The sequence below is a fragment of the Chryseobacterium vaccae genome, assembly GCF_009602705.1.
Lineage (GTDB): Bacteria > Bacteroidota > Bacteroidia > Flavobacteriales > Weeksellaceae > Chryseobacterium > Chryseobacterium vaccae.
In genome coordinates this window covers 2,235,114-2,251,204 of sequence record NZ_VSWH01000001.1, presented here as the reverse complement: position 1 = coordinate 2,251,204, position 16,091 = coordinate 2,235,114, and the positions used below count along the sequence as shown (strand labels likewise).

Here is a 16,091-nt window from a genome sequence, read left to right as displayed (position 1 = left end):
TGTTGTAAATTTGCAGCATGAATAAAGCAGAAATTTTAAAAGAAATCATAGAGCACAGAAGAAGTATATTTCCGAAAGATTATACCGATGATGAAATTTCTCAGGAACTGATTGATGAAATTCTCAGCTCAGCAGCATTTGCTCCCAATCATAAACGGACGAAACCGTGGAGATTTAAAGTTTTCAGAGGCGAAGACAAAGCAAAGCTAGCTTCCGAAATGCAGGCTATTTATAAGGCAACACAGCCTGAACAGCTTTTCCTGGAGAAAAAATATAACGATATAGGATTTAAAATCAATAAAGCAGATGCGGTAGTATCCATTGTCGTTAATTTTAGCGGAATGGTTCCTGAATGGGAAGAAATTGCAGCTACCTCAATGGCTGTACAAAATATGTATCTTACCTGTACAGCCAATGAAATAGGGTGCTATTGGAGTTCACCCAAAATTGTAGACCATCTGAAAGAATCCCTGACTATTGAAGAAAACCAGAAATGTCTTGGACTTTTCTACTTGGGGAAACTTAATTAAATGAATTATACCTGTGAAATTAATCCTGTAATCACGGCTTTTTAATTACCTGGTAAGCAGGGTTAATTTCATTGGTCATATCCAGAATAATATCATAGGTTCCGGGTTCTGTTATTTTGATATTATTCCCATATTTTACCAGATGGTTGGCTTCATTGATGCCCAGTTCCATCGCCCATTCATTATTGGCCCGAAATTTTAGGTCACCTGGTTTTAATATGACATTTCTGGCTTCCAGAATATTTTTATTTTTGGAACTGGGTGCTAATTTTACATCTGGTCCGTTCCACCCATTTGGAGTGGAGGCTCCTACTGCTCCCCATAGAAAAGAACTGCTTATTTTTTTAGCTTCCCTCATCAGTTTTCCGTTTTTGGTTATTTTTAAAGAGCTTATTTCTCCATTTTTGCCCGCTTCAAATTCAAAATAAATTTTATCATTTTCATAATTGATAACGTAAAACTTTTTTTCATTTTCCGGAAAGAAGGTATCTCCAGAGCTGTCTTTAGAATCAAAATAGCTTGTTAATCCGTCGTTTGCAGAAATATAGATATTCCTGTCTGCTGACTGGTATAATCCCTTTATCCGGTTTTGCTGTTCAGGACTGATTTTTACATTTTTAGGAAGATGATAAGGATGGTTGTTCAGTAAAGAGATGGTTCCTTTGTATACTTCCGGAACACCACCATCGAAAATATTGCTTAATATGATAACAGAAATATCATCCTGAGGAATTCTTGAAAAGAAAGATAGAAAGCCAGGCCCCGCACCACCATGTCCGATCACCGTTTTCCCTTGTATTGATTCAACGGTCCATCCATATCCATAGCCGTAATTATGGAAAGGGGACTGCGCCTTTTCCAAAGTTTCCTTATCCAGTATTTTAAAATTCTTAAGTCCTTCTTCATATTTGTAAAGATCCTCTACTGTAGAATACATGGCGCCCGCAGCGTGAGGGTGGTCATAATCATAATTTACCCCTTCTCTGGAATTGTTTTTGGATAAAAAATCATAGCCTGTTGCTTTGTTTTTATCTTTTAAATCTTTAAATCCAAAACCTGTACTGGTCATGCTTAAAGGATTTAGAATATATTTTTTTACAGCCTGTTGGTAAGACATTCCTGCCGTTTTGTTGATGATGTATCCTAATAAGTAATAATTGGAATTGCTGTAACTCCATTTGCTGCCGGGAGAAAAATCTAAAGGCTGGCCCGCTATATAGTTCAGAAATGTTTCTTCATCTTTGGTCTGCTCAGAATTGGTATTGTTCTGAATGCCGGAAGTATGGGTAAGTAATTGTTCAATGGTAATGCTGTCTCCTTTTGGAAATTTTGGAAAATATTTGGATAGTTTATCCTGCAGAGATAATTTTCCCTGTTTTTCCAGCAATAAAACAACGGTAGCTGTGAATGATTTGGTGGTAGAGTAGATCCGGTAAATAGTCTGATTAGTATTCTTTTCTTTGGTCTGGAAATTTTTGATGCCATAACTTTTCTCAAAAAGTATTTTTCCCTTTTCTGCCACAAGAACACTTCCGTTAAAACGGCCGAGATGCTCATAAGAGCTGATAAGCTTGTCAATTTTTTCTTCTCTGGATTGGCTGTACAGATTTTTACAACCAAAGATGGCTACCATAAGGAGGAGTAAGTTTTTCATTAAACGTAACGTTTTTGTTAAAATATTTAAAAATGCTTTGAACGGAAACATGAAAAAGAAAAAGTAATACCAGAACTAACTCCGGAAATCACAGAAATTTTTCATAAACAAACTGTCTGACCGTTTAATACTATAACAATTTAAGATTTTATCTTGTTACATCGGAAAAATTATTTATCTTTGCACTCTTAAATATTTAACTGGGACGAGTTCCCGTAAAATTCACAACATTATGTCAGTAAAAATCAGATTACAAAGACACGGTAAAAAAGGTAAGCCTTTCTTCCACATCGTGGTTGCAGATTCTAGAGCTAGAAGAGATGGTAGATTCATCGAGAAACTAGGAACTTACAACCCAATTACTAACCCTGCAACTATCGATTTGAACGTTGATGCTGCTGTAAAGTGGTTAAACAACGGTGCACAGCCAACTGATACTGCAAGAGCAATCCTTTCTTACAAAGGTGCCCTTTACAAAAAACACCTACAAGGTGGTGTAGCTAAAGGTGCTTTTGACGAAGCTGAAGCTGAAAAAAGATTCAATGCTTGGGTAGAAGCTAAAGATGCAAAAGTACAAGGTAAAGTAGAAGGTTTATCTAAAGCTCAGGCAGACGCTAAGAAAGCTGCTTTAGAAGCTGAAGCTAAAGTAAACGAAGCTAGAATCGCTGCTGCTGCACAGGCTGAAGCTGATGCTAAGGCTGCTGAAGAAGCTGCTAACGCACCTGCTGAAGAAGTTGCTGAAGCTACAGAAGGAGAAGCTCCTGCTGCTGAAACTGAAGAAAACACTGAAGCTTAAAAAGTACCGCCGTATGCGTAAAGAAGACTGCTATTTATTAGGTAAGATCACACGCAGACACGGACTTGCGGGCAACGTTATCCTTAAATTGGATACCGATCAACCCGAGCTTTACAATAAATTGGAATCAATATTCGTTGAAATCAACGGATTATTGGTTCCTTTTTTTATTGAAAGATCATCCTGGAGCAAAAACGATGCTCTGAATATTTTCCTTAAAAATTCCACAGAAGCCATTGTAGATCAGGTGTTAGGTAAAAGTGTTTATCTGCCGCTTGCTACACTGCCTAAGCTTTCAGGAAAACAATTCTATTACCACGAAATCATTGGTTTCGATATTCTGGACCAGAATAATAATAACTGCGGAGTGATAAGATCTGTTAATGATCAGACTGCACAGAACTACTTTATCACCAATTTAGACGGAAAAGAAGTAGTAATTCCAATTATCAAAGACTGGATCATGGAAGTCAACAGAGTAGAAAGATTCATTAAAACTGAACTTCCTGAAGGACTTATCGATGTCTTTTTAGTGCCTTCCAAAAAGGACGAATAATTTAATTTTTCAAAAAATAGACCTGAAACTTTCCTGCTTTCAGGTTGTTCACTAAAAAATATTTCCCTGAGGCTGTTTTTACAATGGATGTGATAACCATTTTGGTATTGTCTTCCTTGGTAGAGATGGTCTTATTTTTGATTTTCAGATCGTAATAATACATGTAGACCGGAGAATAACCAAAGCTGGCTACATAATGATTGCCACGGCTGAACCAAACATTTCCGGTAACAATTCTATCTTTTTGATTGAAAAATGTAGAATCCACATGCTGTTTGCTGATTTCACGGGTAAACCTGTTTTCTCTGTGAACCAGTGTCATTTTCGGTCGTAATTTCCCGTAAAGAGAATCTTTGTAGCCGACATCCCTCATTTCAAATGCAGCCCGCGATTCTTCCAGAAAATTAGGCATAATATAAAAAGGATTTTCAGAATCAGAATTGCAGAGATAGGAAACGGATGAGGAAGGGTAGTTCATCATTCCCGGACTGGCTTCATTATCGATGTAACGGATTTCTTTGATCCTGCTTAAAATATTATCCTGAAGCTGTTTCTGCTCCACGGCGATCTTTTGCAATACCGCGGAATCTTTTTCATTTTCTCCCAAATGCAAAAGGTGTTCATATTTATCCTGAACATCATCAAGATTATAAATGGGGAAAATTTCTTTCAGAGTATAATTGGGGGCCAGATATTTTCTGTTATTCACATAAAGATCTGCATGATCCCCCACAAATGCAAAATTATTGATCTTCGGAATATTTTTCCATTTTTCAAAAATGACTGGTTTACCGTTTTTGATGATGAAGAGCTGGCAGAGATCATTGGATGCGTAATCCAGCCCTGGATAATTGTAGATGAAAAAATAATCATCCTTTTGCTGATAAAAACAATTACTGCTCTGTGAAAGAGGAAGTTCGATTACCTTTTCCGCATAAATGGCAGGCTCTGAAAATTTTGGAAATTCCGGTATTTCAGGGTGTTTGTCCTCCTCAATATCTGTTTTCGGGGAATAACAGGACTGAAGCACCAATAGTGAAAATAAGAGGATAATCCGGGTTTTCATAAGGTTGTTTTGATTAAAGATACAGTTTTATTCGCTCAGATATCTCTGAAGGCGGCCGATCTGTTCGTACATTTTGTTGAAAAATATCTTCCTGTCGCGGTTCCCGGAGGTATTCAGGGATTTTGAATTTTTAATCTGATGTTCAAAATAATTCAGGGTTTCGTTACAGGTTTTGGCATCATTAATCAGAATATACCCAAACATATTGGTAGGAATGGCAAAAAGCGACTGCTGCGGATGATGGAAAAAAATATCGTTGGAAAGATGCATCAGCTCATTTTCATACAGATGAAATTTGGGATTGTTTTCAGTTTTCTGTTCAATATATTCTATAAGTTCCTTCAGTTCCCCTAAAATAATATTGGCTTCTTTTTTTTGTAACAGGCCGGTATCAGAATAAAAGGCAATCTGTTGAAGAATGCTGGAAACCGTCATATCATTCCACAGTTCCACAACGTTTTGTGTTTCATACTTTTTCTTCAATTCCTGGGTGTCTGCTTCAAAATAAGGCGGTGAAAACTGAAGGAAAGGAACGAAGACCTGCTTGGCATTCAGGAGATTCATCCATACATACACTTTGAACCGGGAAAGCAGGGTATCAGAAAGAGTATAGAAAAAGGGAATATCCTTCGCTGAATAGTAAATGGTAATCCCGTCTGAAAGCGGTAAATTCTCAAAAACGCTGAGATTATTCTGAAAAAATGACTGTAAATCTTCTGTCTCAGTCACTGCTGATGTTTTTTGTACCAGAATCTGATGATCGGATGTCATAAACTGATCCAGAGAAATCTGATAATATTTTGCCAGTTCCAGAGCCTCTTCAAAGCTGAATTTCGCTTTTAATGAAGTTCTTCTGTGGGCTGCGTCATAACTTACGTTGAGGATATTAGCAATTTCATCATTCAGCGATTTGTCACCAATTTTCCTGCGAATTTCCCTGAGTAAAAGTTCCTGATGCATGTTTTTGTGATTTTCACAAATGTAGGCATTTATTTTAATTTTTTTTCGCATTCGGATTGGTGTTTTTCACCGATAATTTTGAAACATCATTTTAAAACAATCAGCGATGAAAAATATAATCTTAGGAGCATTTTTACTTTTTTTTAGTTTGGGCAAAGCCCAGCTGGGAAATGATAAAGGCTGGAAAATTGTAGCCGTAATACTCAGCACCAGAATAGAAGGAACTTCATTAGGAGACAAGACCTTTTTATCGGTAGGAATGAAATTACCGTCCGAAAATGCCAAGAACTATTACAGCCTGAGAGGGCACTTTAACTGGTGGGACGAGAGAAAGCTGCTGATCATTCCGGAATTCGATTATTTCCGGAAGATAAAAGCTTTTGGTGATGAAGATCTCGTGACCAGCCTATATGCGGGAGCAGGAGTTTCTCCTTATACTGCGTCACCCAAATTCGGAGTAACATTCTGCCATTTCTTTACCGGAGAACTGGGCTATAATTTCGAGTACAATACGTATAAACACTTTCCTATTAAAGGATTCAGGTATTCCTTTGGGTTCAACATTGTTTTTTAACCACATGATCATGAAAACAAAGATAAAATTCAAAAAAACGAGTTCCGCGTTTTACCCGGAGCTGCGTGAAGAGGTAAAGGTACTGCTTACAGAAGAGACTGTTGATAAAGCGAAGCAGCTAATAATTGTAAAATTCTTGTTCTATTCTGTGGCTTTTATCCTGCTGTATCTCAATCTTTTTAATCCTTATATGGAAAATAAGAGGTACGCCGTTGTTATTAACTATATATTATTAGGGTTGTCAGGGATACTTCTTGCATTCAATTGTTCTCATGACTGTGTACATAATACATTTTCAAAGTATAAAAAGCTGAACCAGATTATTTATTATATCACCTTTAATCTGCAGGGAGTTAATGCGAGACTGTGGAAAAAAAGACATATTGCCTCACATCATGTGTTTCCGAATGTAGATGGTTGTGACACAGATATTGATGACAATATATTCATCCGGCTTTCTGCTAATCAGCCCAGAAGTAAGCTTCATCAATACCAGCATTTATACGCTACTTTATTGTATTGTCTGTATACCTTACACTGGATCCTGATTAAAGATTTTATTTATCTGGGGAAAAAAGACCTGGCCAATCTGAGAAATCAAAGCCATTCCTGGATGTCTGTTGCAGAAGTCATTATCCTGAAGCTGGCTTATTTCAGCTACATGTTGGTAATTCCTGCTTTTTTTACTCATATTCCGGTAGTGACAATCATTTTGTCTTTTATCATCATGCACCTGACGATTTCCCTGTTTTTTGTGCTCACCCTGATTATTTCCCACCTGAGCCTTGAAACAGACTTTCCGGAAGCAGATGAAAACGGTTATCTACCCTATGATTATTATGAACATCAGTTAGCCGTTTCTCTGGATTATCACCCTACAAACAGACTGGCCAACTGGATTTTCGGAGGATTTAATTCCCATGCCGCCCATCATCTTTTTCCCGGTCTTCCGCATACAGTGTATACGATTATCACTCCCGCTATTAAAAAAGCAGCAGTGAGAAATCAGCTTCCTTATCATGAAAAAAGCATCTTTTATGCGGTAATTTCTCATTATGAATATCTGAAAAAATTAAGCCGGTAGTTTTGAATAAAAAATATAAATCAAAAAGAATATGAAAACAATATTTTTAATAACAGGACTTTTTTTGAGTGTTCTGGTTTCAGCTCAGAACAGTTTAAGCAGGGAAAGAACAAGTTTCGCCGCTTTAACTCCATTAAATAAAATTGATAAAGTAAACGGTATTGCTTTAGGGTTAGGAGGTGTTCTGGATAAAAACAATACCAGAAAAATTAATGGTATCAATCTGGAACCGATTCCTCTGGGACCTGTTGTATGGATGTTTTACGATCCTGCGAAAAACAGGAAAGAGCAGCCTGAGCTTATTGTCAACGGCCTTACGGTTTCCGGTTGCGGATACGGAAGTATAGTGAACCACAACGGGGTTTCTGTTTCAGTTTATAATTATGGAAACACGATGAACGGAATTATTGTAACAGGACTGGGCACTTACATCGATAAAGGAAAGGGGGTGATGCTGTCCGGGTTTTATAATTATGAAAAAGACTTTAAAGGAGTAACGATTGCTCCGGTAAACAACGCTGAACTATTTAAAGGATTTCAGGCCGGAATCTACAATAAAACAGAAGAAATGACAGGAGTACAGATCGGGCTGGTCAATGTTTCCAGGAAAATGAAAGGCCTTCAGTTGGGACTATGGAATAAAAACGGAAAAAGAAGTTTACCAATCATTAATTTTTAAAACCATGAAAACAATACCTTATATTTTAATTGCCATAAGACTGCTCCTTGCTCCGGTGATTCTTTTCTTAGCCTATTCTGCAGGTGAAAAAGCCCGATTTATAATTTTGATAATGATGTATGCAGGACTGCTCACGGACATTTTTGATGGGATTATTGCCCGGAAAGCAGGGGTTTCTTCCGAAAAACTCCGGAGAATGGACAGTCAGACCGATTTGATATTCTGGCTTTCACTGGGCTTTGCTGCCTATTTCCTGAATCCCGGACTCATTAAAGACGAATGGCAGGGAATTCTTCTGATCTTTGTGATGGAAGCACTTTGCTATATCGTAAGCATCTGGAAATTCGGAAAGGAAACCTGTACCCATGCGTTCTTATCAAAAATGTGGGGAGTGAGTCTGCTGATCGCTTTTACCTATTTAATAGGATTCCAACAGACCGGCTGGGCATTTTATCTTACAGTGGGATTGGGCTTTATCTCTCATATAGATGTGATCCTGATTGTCGTGCTGCTCCCGAAATGGCAGTATGACGTACCCAGCTCTTACCATGCATGGAGAATCCGGAACGGAAAACAGAGAAAAAAGACCATCTTCTTTAATTGATCCATATCGTTTTCTTTTAAATAATTGATGAATCATACAGCGTAATCGTTACTTTACGCTGTTTTTTGTAACTTGATCGGGAATTAATTTCCTTATAAACCCTCAATCAATAAAGGAAAATTGAAAGAGATCATGAATCTGCCGAATAAAATAATATTTTTGTAAGATACCCTGAAGGAGCAATGAAAGTAAAATATTGGATACTGTTATGGATTGTATGGACTACCGTAGTGAATGCACAGGCACATACGGCTGAAAAAAGTATCTTAGGAAAACAATCAGCCTATCAGGAACTGGAAGAAAAATTCTTTAACACAAATCCTCAGGCTGCCCTGGAATCTGCCAAAGAACAAGGAGATAAAAAGCAGATGGCCCTGGCGCATATAGGCATTGCCACCCTGAATAATTATACAGGAAAACATGCCGAAGCAGCCAGAACTTTCAGACATTACTTATATGAGGCAGATAATATGAATGAGGGCGAACGTGATCTTCTCAAACTTAGCCTTGCAGATGCCTATATACAGACTAATAAAATGGATTCTGCTTATACACTGATACAGGAGGGTTTGCAGGCTTCCCAAAAGAATGAAAATAAGTACAGCTATCATCAGTATCTGGGTTTATTGGGCCTTTATCATGTACAGCTAAAAAAATACAGACCTGCCATAGATAACCTGATACAATGCAGAAAATTCTTCTTTATTCCGGAAAATTCGACTAAGAGAAATCAAAACTATACCCTTTTAAATTTAGGGAAATCCTATGCAGGGCTTCAGGAAAAAGAGAAAGCGATAGAATGTTTTGTCAGAATAGATTCTATGGTTCTTAAGACGGATTATATTTATCCTGAGCTAAAAGAAGTATATACTTATCTTATCAATTATTATAAAGAAAATGGGGACAAGGAGAAGCAATGGTATTATGTAGACCGTTTTATGAAAATTGACCGTATTCTGGATGCTCAATTCCTGGATATATCCCGTGAGCTTCCCGGAAAATATGATGTCCCTGAACTGCAGCAGGAAGAAGAAGCCGCTGCCAATGATTTTAAAAACAGGAAGAACCTTTTTTATATTGTTCTCAGTCTTTTAGTGATCTCCCATTTATTATTTATGAATTTTTATTTCAGGTATAAAAAAACGGGAAAGAAATACAGGAAAATTGCACAGGATCTTCTTCAGTCTGTTCATAAAAATAAAAGAAGCTGGGAACCGAAAAGTGAAACGATGTCAGAGGGTTTTTCAGAACAGAACAAAGAAACTGAAGATCATAAAACAGCCAAAACCGTTTCAGAGGATATCGCCCAGGCTGTATTAAAAGAACTTGAAATTTTCGAAGATAAAGAACAGTTTTTAAATAAAGGAATTACCCTGGGAAGTCTCGCCAAAAAAGTAAAGACCAATTCCAAATATTTATCAGAAATCATCAATACCTATAAAGGAAAGAATTTTGCTACGTATCTTAATGATCTTCGTATTGATTATGCGATTAACAGATTGGCCAATGATAAGAAATTCCGTTCTTATAAAATTCCTTTTATTGCCGAAGAACTAGGATATAATAATGAACAGGCCTTCACTTTAGCCTTCAAAAAACGAACCGGAACCCCACTTTCTATTTATCTGAAGGAGATTGAAAATATTAATTCGATTTAACTTTAATTTATTTGTTATCAGTGTTTTATCATTTATAGATTCATGATTTTATCCCTATAAATTTATGAATCTATAAACCATCTGCTTGCATAATCATCTTACTTTACTGCATCTTTGTTTCAGTTAAAGACACAACATCTGCATTTTGAAGAGGTACCATTCAAAATTGAAAATGTTCAATCTTTGATCGTAAAAAATCAAATCAAAAAGTTAATGTGACGAAAAAAATCGAACGAAAGTAATGACATAATTGTTTAAAGATTGATATGCAGACACTAATCATTTAAGGATTTTAAACCAGTAAAAACAAGAACCATTCAATCCCATTAATGCATTTTAAATGTGGAAATGAAGTGTAATAGCAAAACGGGATCATGGTTTGAACATTAATCTGAATTTTAAAAACTAATAACCATTTATTATTAAAAACTACTCCATGAAAACTCAGACTAATTTATTTAAAGTGATGTGGCTTCAGAGTAATGAAGGTTTTTATAACAGTTCAGACCGGTATTAAAGTGAAATTAAATTCGAAAATCAAAAAAGACTAACAGATAAAAAGGCGATTTTCCTGAACTGAAAGTTTAAATACTTCTTAAATGATTTTTTTAAAGACAGCGCAATCATCAAATTGCGCTGTTTTTTTGTAACTTTGCAAACATTAATTTTTATACAAAAATTTATCATCAACAAATGAAAAAGCAGACGATTAAAGAAATCCTACAGGATTACAAGAAAGTATTACATCATGACATTACAGTTTACGGATGGGTAAGAACATTCCGTGCTAATCGCTTTATTGCCCTAAATGATGGTTCTACGATTAATAATTTGCAGATTGTTGTTGATTTCGAAAACTTTGATGAAGAGCTTATCAAAAAGATCAGTACAGCTTCATCTCTTAAAGTTGTAGGAGAAGTGGTGGAAAGTCAGGGCGCCGGACAATCTGTGGAAATTATTGCTAAAAAGATCATTATTTTAGGAGATAACTTTACAGAAGAATTGCAGAGTACTATTTTGCAGCCGAAAAAACACAGCTTAGAAAAGCTTCGTGAACAGGCGCATTTGAGATTCAGAACCAATGTATTTGGAGCTGTTTTCAGAATCCGTCACGCGGTAAGTTTTGCAGTACATTCATTCTTTAACAAAAACCAGTTTTTCTATATCAACACTCCGGTTATTACAGGAGCTGATGCTGAAGGAGCTGGAGAAATGTTCGGAGTGACCAACTTCGATCTTAACAATATGCCAAGAACGGAAGACGGTGAAATTGATTTCTCACAGGATTTCTTCGGTAAAAAAACCAACTTAACGGTTTCCGGACAGCTTGAAGGAGAAACTGCCGCAATGGGATTGGGAAGAATTTATACTTTCGGACCTACTTTCCGTGCAGAAAATTCAAACACGACAAGACACCTTGCAGAGTTCTGGATGATTGAGCCTGAAGTAGCTTTCAACAACCTTGAAGACAACATTGATCTGGCAGAAGACTTCCTGAAATATGTGATCCAATACGTTCTTGACAACTGTAAAGACGATCTTGAATTCCTTGACAAACGTTTTGAAGAAGAACAAAAATCAAAACCGGAAAAAGAAAGAGCGAAAGAAGGACTGATAGAAAAACTTGAGAATGTAATTACCAAGCGTTTCAAGCGTGTAAGCTATACAGAAGCTATTGAGATCCTGTTGAACTCTAAAGAAAATAAAAAAGGAAAATTTGTGTATCCTGTTGAACAATGGGGAACAGATCTTCAGTCTGAGCATGAAAGATATCTGGTAGAAAAACACTTTGAGTGCCCGGTAGTATTATTCGATTATCCGAAGGAAATCAAAGCATTCTACATGAAACTGAATGATGATAACAAGACCGTTGCTGCAATGGATGTCCTTTTCCCGGGAATCGGAGAAATCATCGGAGGTTCCGAAAGAGAGGCCAGATTAGACGTACTAAAACAGAAAATGGCAGATATGCACGTGGATGAGCACGAACTTTGGTGGTATCTTGATACCCGTAAATTCGGTTCTGTGCCACATGCCGGGTTTGGATTAGGATTGGAAAGACTTATTCTTTTCGTAACAGGAATGACGAATATCAGAGACGTAATTCCTTTTCCAAGAACGCCGAAGAACGCTGAGTTCTAGACGAATAAAAAAAGCCTTAATGTAAAAATTAAGGCTTTTTTATTTTTTTATAGTTTATTATCTAGGAAAGTATACAGCAAAAATCATGCTAGGGGTGTTTTTTATCAAATAAATTTATTAAATTCGTGGAATATGTTATGTTAAAACACAAATACAAATATGCTTAAACAACACTTACAACTCAAATTAGGACAGAAGCTTGCTCCTCAGCAGATCCAGCTGATGAAGCTTATACAGCTGCATACCCTGGAATTTGAAGAGGAGCTGGAAAGAGAGCTTGAAGAGAATCCTGCTTTGGAAATTGTAAAAGAAGATTCTAAAGAAGATGATTATTCTTCTCTGGAAGAAGCCTATCAGGATGAAGGTACGGAAAGCATTGAAACAGATTTTGATGTTAACGAGTATCTTTATGACGACGAACCCAGCTATAAAACAGCATCCAGCAACTATTCTCCGGATGACGAGGAATTTGATAACGAAAGCCTTCTGACAGAAGGACAATCGCTGTATGATTATCTGACGGAGCAGATTCATCTGATCAACATCAGTGAAGAAGATCTGAAAATTGCTGAATATATCATTGGAAACCTTGATACAGATGGATATCTGAGAAGAGAAATCAAATCTATTGTGGACGATCTTGCATTTTCACAGGGAATCTATACTACCAAAGAAAAAGTGGATGATATTCTGGAAAACTATGTTCAGAAACTGGATCCGCCAGGCGTTGGCGCACGCGGACTTCAGGAATGTCTTCTGCTTCAGATCGAAAAGAAAGTAAGCTCTGATAAAGCAGTTTCTTTAGCTGCCAATATTCTGAGACATCAGTTTGATGCCCTTACCAACAAGCACTATAATAAGATCATCCAGAAATATGATATTGAAGAAGAAGATCTTAAAGATGCCCTGGAGGAGATCTCCAAATTGTCTCCGAAAGTAGGCGGGAATTTTGATACCCAGACCATCACGATTAATCAGGAAATTATTCCGGATTTTGTGATCCAGGTGAAAGACGGCTTGGTTATCCCTATGCTGAACAGCAAAAATGCACCTACTTTAAGAGTTTCTGAAGAATACAAAGACATTCTGACGACTTATTCACACGATAAAAACTCTTCTGAGCACAAACAGGCGGCACTGTTTATCAAGCAAAAGCTTGATGCTGCCAAATGGTATATTGATGCGATTAATCAGCGTCAGAATACCCTTCTTCAGACGATTACAGCTATTGTAAAGTTCCAGAAGGACTATTTCATCACGGGTGACGAGAAATCTCTTAAACCAATGATCCTGAAAGATGTTGCAGACATTACCGGATTCGATATTTCTACCATTTCAAGAGTGGTAAAAAGCAAATATGCCGATACACCAAATGGAATTATTTATCTGAAAGACCTTTTCTCAGACAGCCTTACCAATGATGATGGTGAAGAAGTTTCTACCAAAGAAATTAAAACCCACCTTCAGGAGGTTATTGATAAAGAGAATAAGAGAAAACCGCTTACAGATGATGCGCTGGTAGTGATCCTTAAAGAACAGGGGTACAACATCGCCAGAAGAACCATCGCCAAATACCGTGAACAGCTCAATATTCCGGTAGCGAGATTAAGAAAAGAACTTTAAAATACATAAGGCTGTCCTCAAAAGACAGCCTTTATTATTGTACTCCGGGTTTATGTCAATTTTACAGAGTAATAAAAAAATAATGTTCTGAATGTTGGCAAACGCAATACCGCAATGTTTTTAATAGCTAACTGTTTTTAAGGCGCAAGAAAACCAAAGGTTTTCAACAGAATATACTACAGCAATCTGTGTAAATCTGAGCTATCTGTGGGAAACCCGTGCAATGAATTTTTAAAACCACAAAAGACACAAGAGAATTTAACACCTTAAATTTTTAAGTTTAAAGCTTCACGCATAGAAGTTCATAAAAGAATAAAAATCTACGATTTTTATTGGGTGAGAATAGATCTGTTCAACCCGCAAAATCTGTCATAAAAAACATCCAAAACAATCTCTTCTGAAAAATCTTTTAATGTATTCTGTAGAATTTATTCAATAGAGGCGGGCTAAAGCCCGCCTAAATAAAAAGACAATCCATTGGCTTTAGCCAAAACCTATAAAAAGTATCAGAATCAGAGAGAATTGCTGGGTATTACGACCGTTTAAAACCATCCAGTCCCAGTTCTTTCATCGAAATTTCCCGCATTTCAACTTTTCGTATTTTTCCGGAGATGGTCATCGGGAATTCATCCACAAATTTCCAGTATTTCGGGACTTTATAATGGGCAATTCTTCCTTTACAGTATTCCAGAAGTTCGGATTCGGTCACCTCAAAACCTTTTCTGATTTTGATCCACGCCATAACTTCTTCTCCGAATTTTTCACTGGGAACTCCAATGATTTGGACATCGAGGATATTGGGGTAGGTATATAAAAAGTCCTCAATTTCTTTAGGGGAAATATTTTCACCACCGCGGATAATCAGGTCTTTGATCCTTCCGGAAATGGTGATGTAGCCGTCATCATCCATTACAGCCATATCTCCGGTATGCATCCAGCGGGCATCATCCAGAACTTTTCGGGTATTTTCCGGATCATTCCAGTATTTCAGCATAACAGAATAGCCTCTGGTGCAGAGTTCTCCATGCTCGCCCCGGTTTAAAATCTTTCCGTTTTCATCAATGATCTTTATTTCGAGATGATCCTGAACGGTTCCTACCGTGCTTACCTGTTTTTCTAAAGGAGTACCAATCAGGGTTTGTGTAGAAACGGGTGAGGTTTCAGTCATTCCGTAGCAGATGCTCATTTCTTTAATATTCATCAGGCTTTCAACCTTTTTCATAATCTCCGGCGGACAGACTGAACCTGCCATAACTCCTGTTCTCAGACTTGAAAAATCATAGGTGTTAAAATCTTTTACAGCCAGTTCTGCAATAAACATGGTAGGAACTCCATAGAGAGAAGTGCATTTTTCATCGGAAACAGCTTTTAAAGTAAGGTCCGGGTCAAAACTGTCATTGGGAATCACCATACAGGCGCCATGGGCCGTACAGCAAATATTACCGATCACCATTCCGAAGCAGTGATAAAACGGAACAGGAATACAAACCCGGTCTTTTGATGAATATTTCAGACGAATACCAATAAAATAACCATTATTAAGAATATTATGATGGGAAAGCGTTACTCCTTTCGGAAAACCTGTCGTTCCGGAGGTATATTGGATATTGACAGGATCATCAAACTGTACATGTTCCTCAAAGCTGTGCAGGGTATCGTCTGAAGTATCCTGCCCGTTGTTGAGAAAATCTTCCCAGTTATCATCGAAAAATATTTCGTGTTCCAGAGAAGGGCAGACTTCTTTGGCGTACTCCACCATTTCTTTATAATTACTGCTTTTAAAGCTTAATGAAGAAAAGATGAACCGTATCTCAGATTGGTTGATGACATAGGTCAACTCGTGCGTTCTATAGGCGGGATTAATATTCACGAGAATGGTTCCGATACGGGCAGTGGCATATTGTAGAAGCACCCATTCATAGCGGTTGGAAGACCAGATACCAATTCTGTCTCCGGCTTTTGCTCCCAAAAAGATCAGTGCTTTTGCAACAGCAGTGGTCTGATTATAAAATTCCTGATAAGTTGCTCTGTAATTCTGATGAACACAGACTAATGCTTCCTGGCGGGGATATTTTTCAACGGTGTTTTTAAGATTTCCTCCGATCGTTTGTCCCAATAGCGGAGTCTCAGAAGTCCCATAGACATAAGATAATGGCATAATTCAA

The 16,091-nt window shown here is 37.3% G+C and carries 14 protein-coding genes; 10 read left to right on the top strand and 4 right to left on the bottom strand.

Going from position 1 to position 16,091, the window contains the following annotated elements; translation table 11 throughout:
- The first annotated feature begins 17 nt into the window (after positions 1 to 17).
- Positions 18 to 530 carry a nitroreductase family protein gene (locus FW768_RS10195; RefSeq protein WP_153395096.1) on the top strand — a complete coding sequence of 171 codons (513 nt, stop codon included), beginning with the start codon at positions 18 to 20 and terminating at the stop codon, positions 528 to 530.
- 31 nt (positions 531 to 561) lie between these two features.
- Here the strand turns inward: FW768_RS10195 and FW768_RS10190 are convergent, their stop codons facing one another.
- Positions 562 to 2,184, bottom strand: coding sequence for a serine hydrolase (locus FW768_RS10190; protein ID WP_185151965.1), 1,623 nt, complete (start codon positions 2,182 to 2,184; stop codon positions 562 to 564).
- Between the two features lie 232 nt (positions 2,185 to 2,416).
- On the opposite strand from FW768_RS10190, the gene FW768_RS10185 reads away from it, so the two are divergent.
- Together FW768_RS10185 and rimM are read left to right on the top strand one after the other, a co-directional pair.
- The gene (locus FW768_RS10185) at positions 2,417 to 2,980 is read left to right on the top strand and encodes a 30S ribosomal protein S16 (RefSeq protein ID WP_153395092.1); all 564 of its coding nucleotides are present in this window, start codon (positions 2,417 to 2,419) and stop codon (positions 2,978 to 2,980) included.
- A 13-nt stretch (positions 2,981 to 2,993) separates the two neighbouring features.
- Complete coding sequence (rimM, locus tag FW768_RS10180) at positions 2,994 to 3,536, top strand: ribosome maturation factor RimM (RefSeq protein WP_153395090.1); 543 nt, start codon at positions 2,994 to 2,996, stop codon at positions 3,534 to 3,536.
- A gap of 1 nt (position 3,537) precedes the next feature.
- Here the strand turns inward: rimM and FW768_RS10175 are convergent, their stop codons facing one another.
- Positions 3,538 to 4,602: a hypothetical protein gene (locus FW768_RS10175; protein ID WP_153395088.1), complete on the bottom strand. Its 1,065-nt coding sequence runs from the start codon at positions 4,600 to 4,602 to the stop codon at positions 3,538 to 3,540.
- A gap of 27 nt (positions 4,603 to 4,629) precedes the next feature.
- Positions 4,630 to 5,613 (bottom strand): XRE family transcriptional regulator, encoded by a 984-nt coding sequence (locus FW768_RS10170; protein WP_231128667.1) that lies wholly within the window; start codon positions 5,611 to 5,613, stop codon positions 4,630 to 4,632.
- 55 nt (positions 5,614 to 5,668) lie between these two features.
- Here FW768_RS10170 and FW768_RS10165 point away from each other — a divergent pair, with 55 nt between their 5' ends.
- The 7 genes from FW768_RS10165 (at position 5,669) to rpoN (ending at position 13,926) form a co-directional block, all read left to right on the top strand.
- Positions 5,669 to 6,136, top strand: coding sequence for a hypothetical protein (locus FW768_RS10165; RefSeq protein WP_153395086.1), 468 nt, complete (start codon positions 5,669 to 5,671; stop codon positions 6,134 to 6,136).
- Positions 6,137 to 6,146: 10 nt separating this feature from the next.
- Positions 6,147 to 7,220, top strand: coding sequence for a fatty acid desaturase family protein (locus FW768_RS10160; protein WP_185151964.1), 1,074 nt, complete (start codon positions 6,147 to 6,149; stop codon positions 7,218 to 7,220).
- Between the two features lie 31 nt (positions 7,221 to 7,251).
- Positions 7,252 to 7,899 carry an LA_2272 family surface repeat-containing protein gene (locus FW768_RS10155; protein ID WP_153395082.1) on the top strand — a complete coding sequence of 216 codons (648 nt, stop codon included), beginning with the start codon at positions 7,252 to 7,254 and terminating at the stop codon, positions 7,897 to 7,899.
- 4 nt (positions 7,900 to 7,903) lie between these two features.
- The gene (locus FW768_RS10150) at positions 7,904 to 8,503 is read left to right on the top strand and encodes a CDP-alcohol phosphatidyltransferase family protein (protein ID WP_153395080.1); all 600 of its coding nucleotides are present in this window, start codon (positions 7,904 to 7,906) and stop codon (positions 8,501 to 8,503) included.
- Positions 8,504 to 8,685: 182 nt separating this feature from the next.
- On the top strand, positions 8,686 to 10,161 hold the full coding sequence (locus tag FW768_RS10145; protein WP_153395078.1) for a helix-turn-helix domain-containing protein: 1,476 nt from the start codon (positions 8,686 to 8,688) through the stop codon (positions 10,159 to 10,161).
- Between the two features lie 693 nt (positions 10,162 to 10,854).
- A complete protein-coding gene (asnS, locus tag FW768_RS10140) occupies positions 10,855 to 12,303 on the top strand; it encodes an asparagine--tRNA ligase (RefSeq protein WP_153395076.1) in 1,449 nt (482 codons plus the stop codon).
- Between the two features lie 159 nt (positions 12,304 to 12,462).
- Complete coding sequence (gene rpoN / locus FW768_RS10135; RefSeq protein WP_153395074.1) at positions 12,463 to 13,926, top strand: RNA polymerase factor sigma-54; 1,464 nt, start codon at positions 12,463 to 12,465, stop codon at positions 13,924 to 13,926.
- Positions 13,927 to 14,458: 532 nt separating this feature from the next.
- Here rpoN and FW768_RS10130 read toward each other — a convergent pair.
- Entirely contained in the window at positions 14,459 to 16,084 is a 1,626-nt protein-coding gene (locus FW768_RS10130) for an AMP-binding protein (protein WP_153395072.1), read from the bottom strand.
- Positions 16,085 to 16,091: the final 7 nt, after the last annotated feature.

Bases quoted from the DNA above. Each gene is read 5' to 3' on its own strand.
- asnS (WP_153395076.1), top strand. From the start codon at position 10,855: ATGAAAAAGCAGACGATTAAAGAAATCCTACAGGATTACAAGAAAGTA.
- FW768_RS10150 (WP_153395080.1), top strand. From the start codon at position 7,904: ATGAAAACAATACCTTATATTTTAATTGCCATAAGACTGCTCCTTGCT.
- FW768_RS10195 (WP_153395096.1), top strand. From the start codon at position 18: ATGAATAAAGCAGAAATTTTAAAAGAAATCATAGAGCACAGAAGAAGT.
- FW768_RS10185 (WP_153395092.1), top strand. From the start codon at position 2,417: ATGTCAGTAAAAATCAGATTACAAAGACACGGTAAAAAAGGTAAGCCT.
- FW768_RS10175 (WP_153395088.1), bottom strand. From the start codon at position 4,602: ATGAAAACCCGGATTATCCTCTTATTTTCACTATTGGTGCTTCAGTCC.
- rimM (WP_153395090.1), top strand. From the start codon at position 2,994: ATGCGTAAAGAAGACTGCTATTTATTAGGTAAGATCACACGCAGACAC.
- rpoN (WP_153395074.1), top strand. From the start codon at position 12,463: ATGCTTAAACAACACTTACAACTCAAATTAGGACAGAAGCTTGCTCCT.
- FW768_RS10130 (WP_153395072.1), bottom strand. From the start codon at position 16,084: ATGCCATTATCTTATGTCTATGGGACTTCTGAGACTCCGCTATTGGGA.
- FW768_RS10145 (WP_153395078.1), top strand. From the start codon at position 8,686: ATGAAAGTAAAATATTGGATACTGTTATGGATTGTATGGACTACCGTA.
- FW768_RS10170 (WP_231128667.1), bottom strand. From the start codon at position 5,613: ATGCGAAAAAAAATTAAAATAAATGCCTACATTTGTGAAAATCACAAA.
- FW768_RS10190 (WP_185151965.1), bottom strand. From the start codon at position 2,184: ATGAAAAACTTACTCCTCCTTATGGTAGCCATCTTTGGTTGTAAAAAT.
- FW768_RS10160 (WP_185151964.1), top strand. From the start codon at position 6,147: ATGAAAACAAAGATAAAATTCAAAAAAACGAGTTCCGCGTTTTACCCG.
- FW768_RS10165 (WP_153395086.1), top strand. From the start codon at position 5,669: ATGAAAAATATAATCTTAGGAGCATTTTTACTTTTTTTTAGTTTGGGC.
- FW768_RS10155 (WP_153395082.1), top strand. From the start codon at position 7,252: ATGAAAACAATATTTTTAATAACAGGACTTTTTTTGAGTGTTCTGGTT.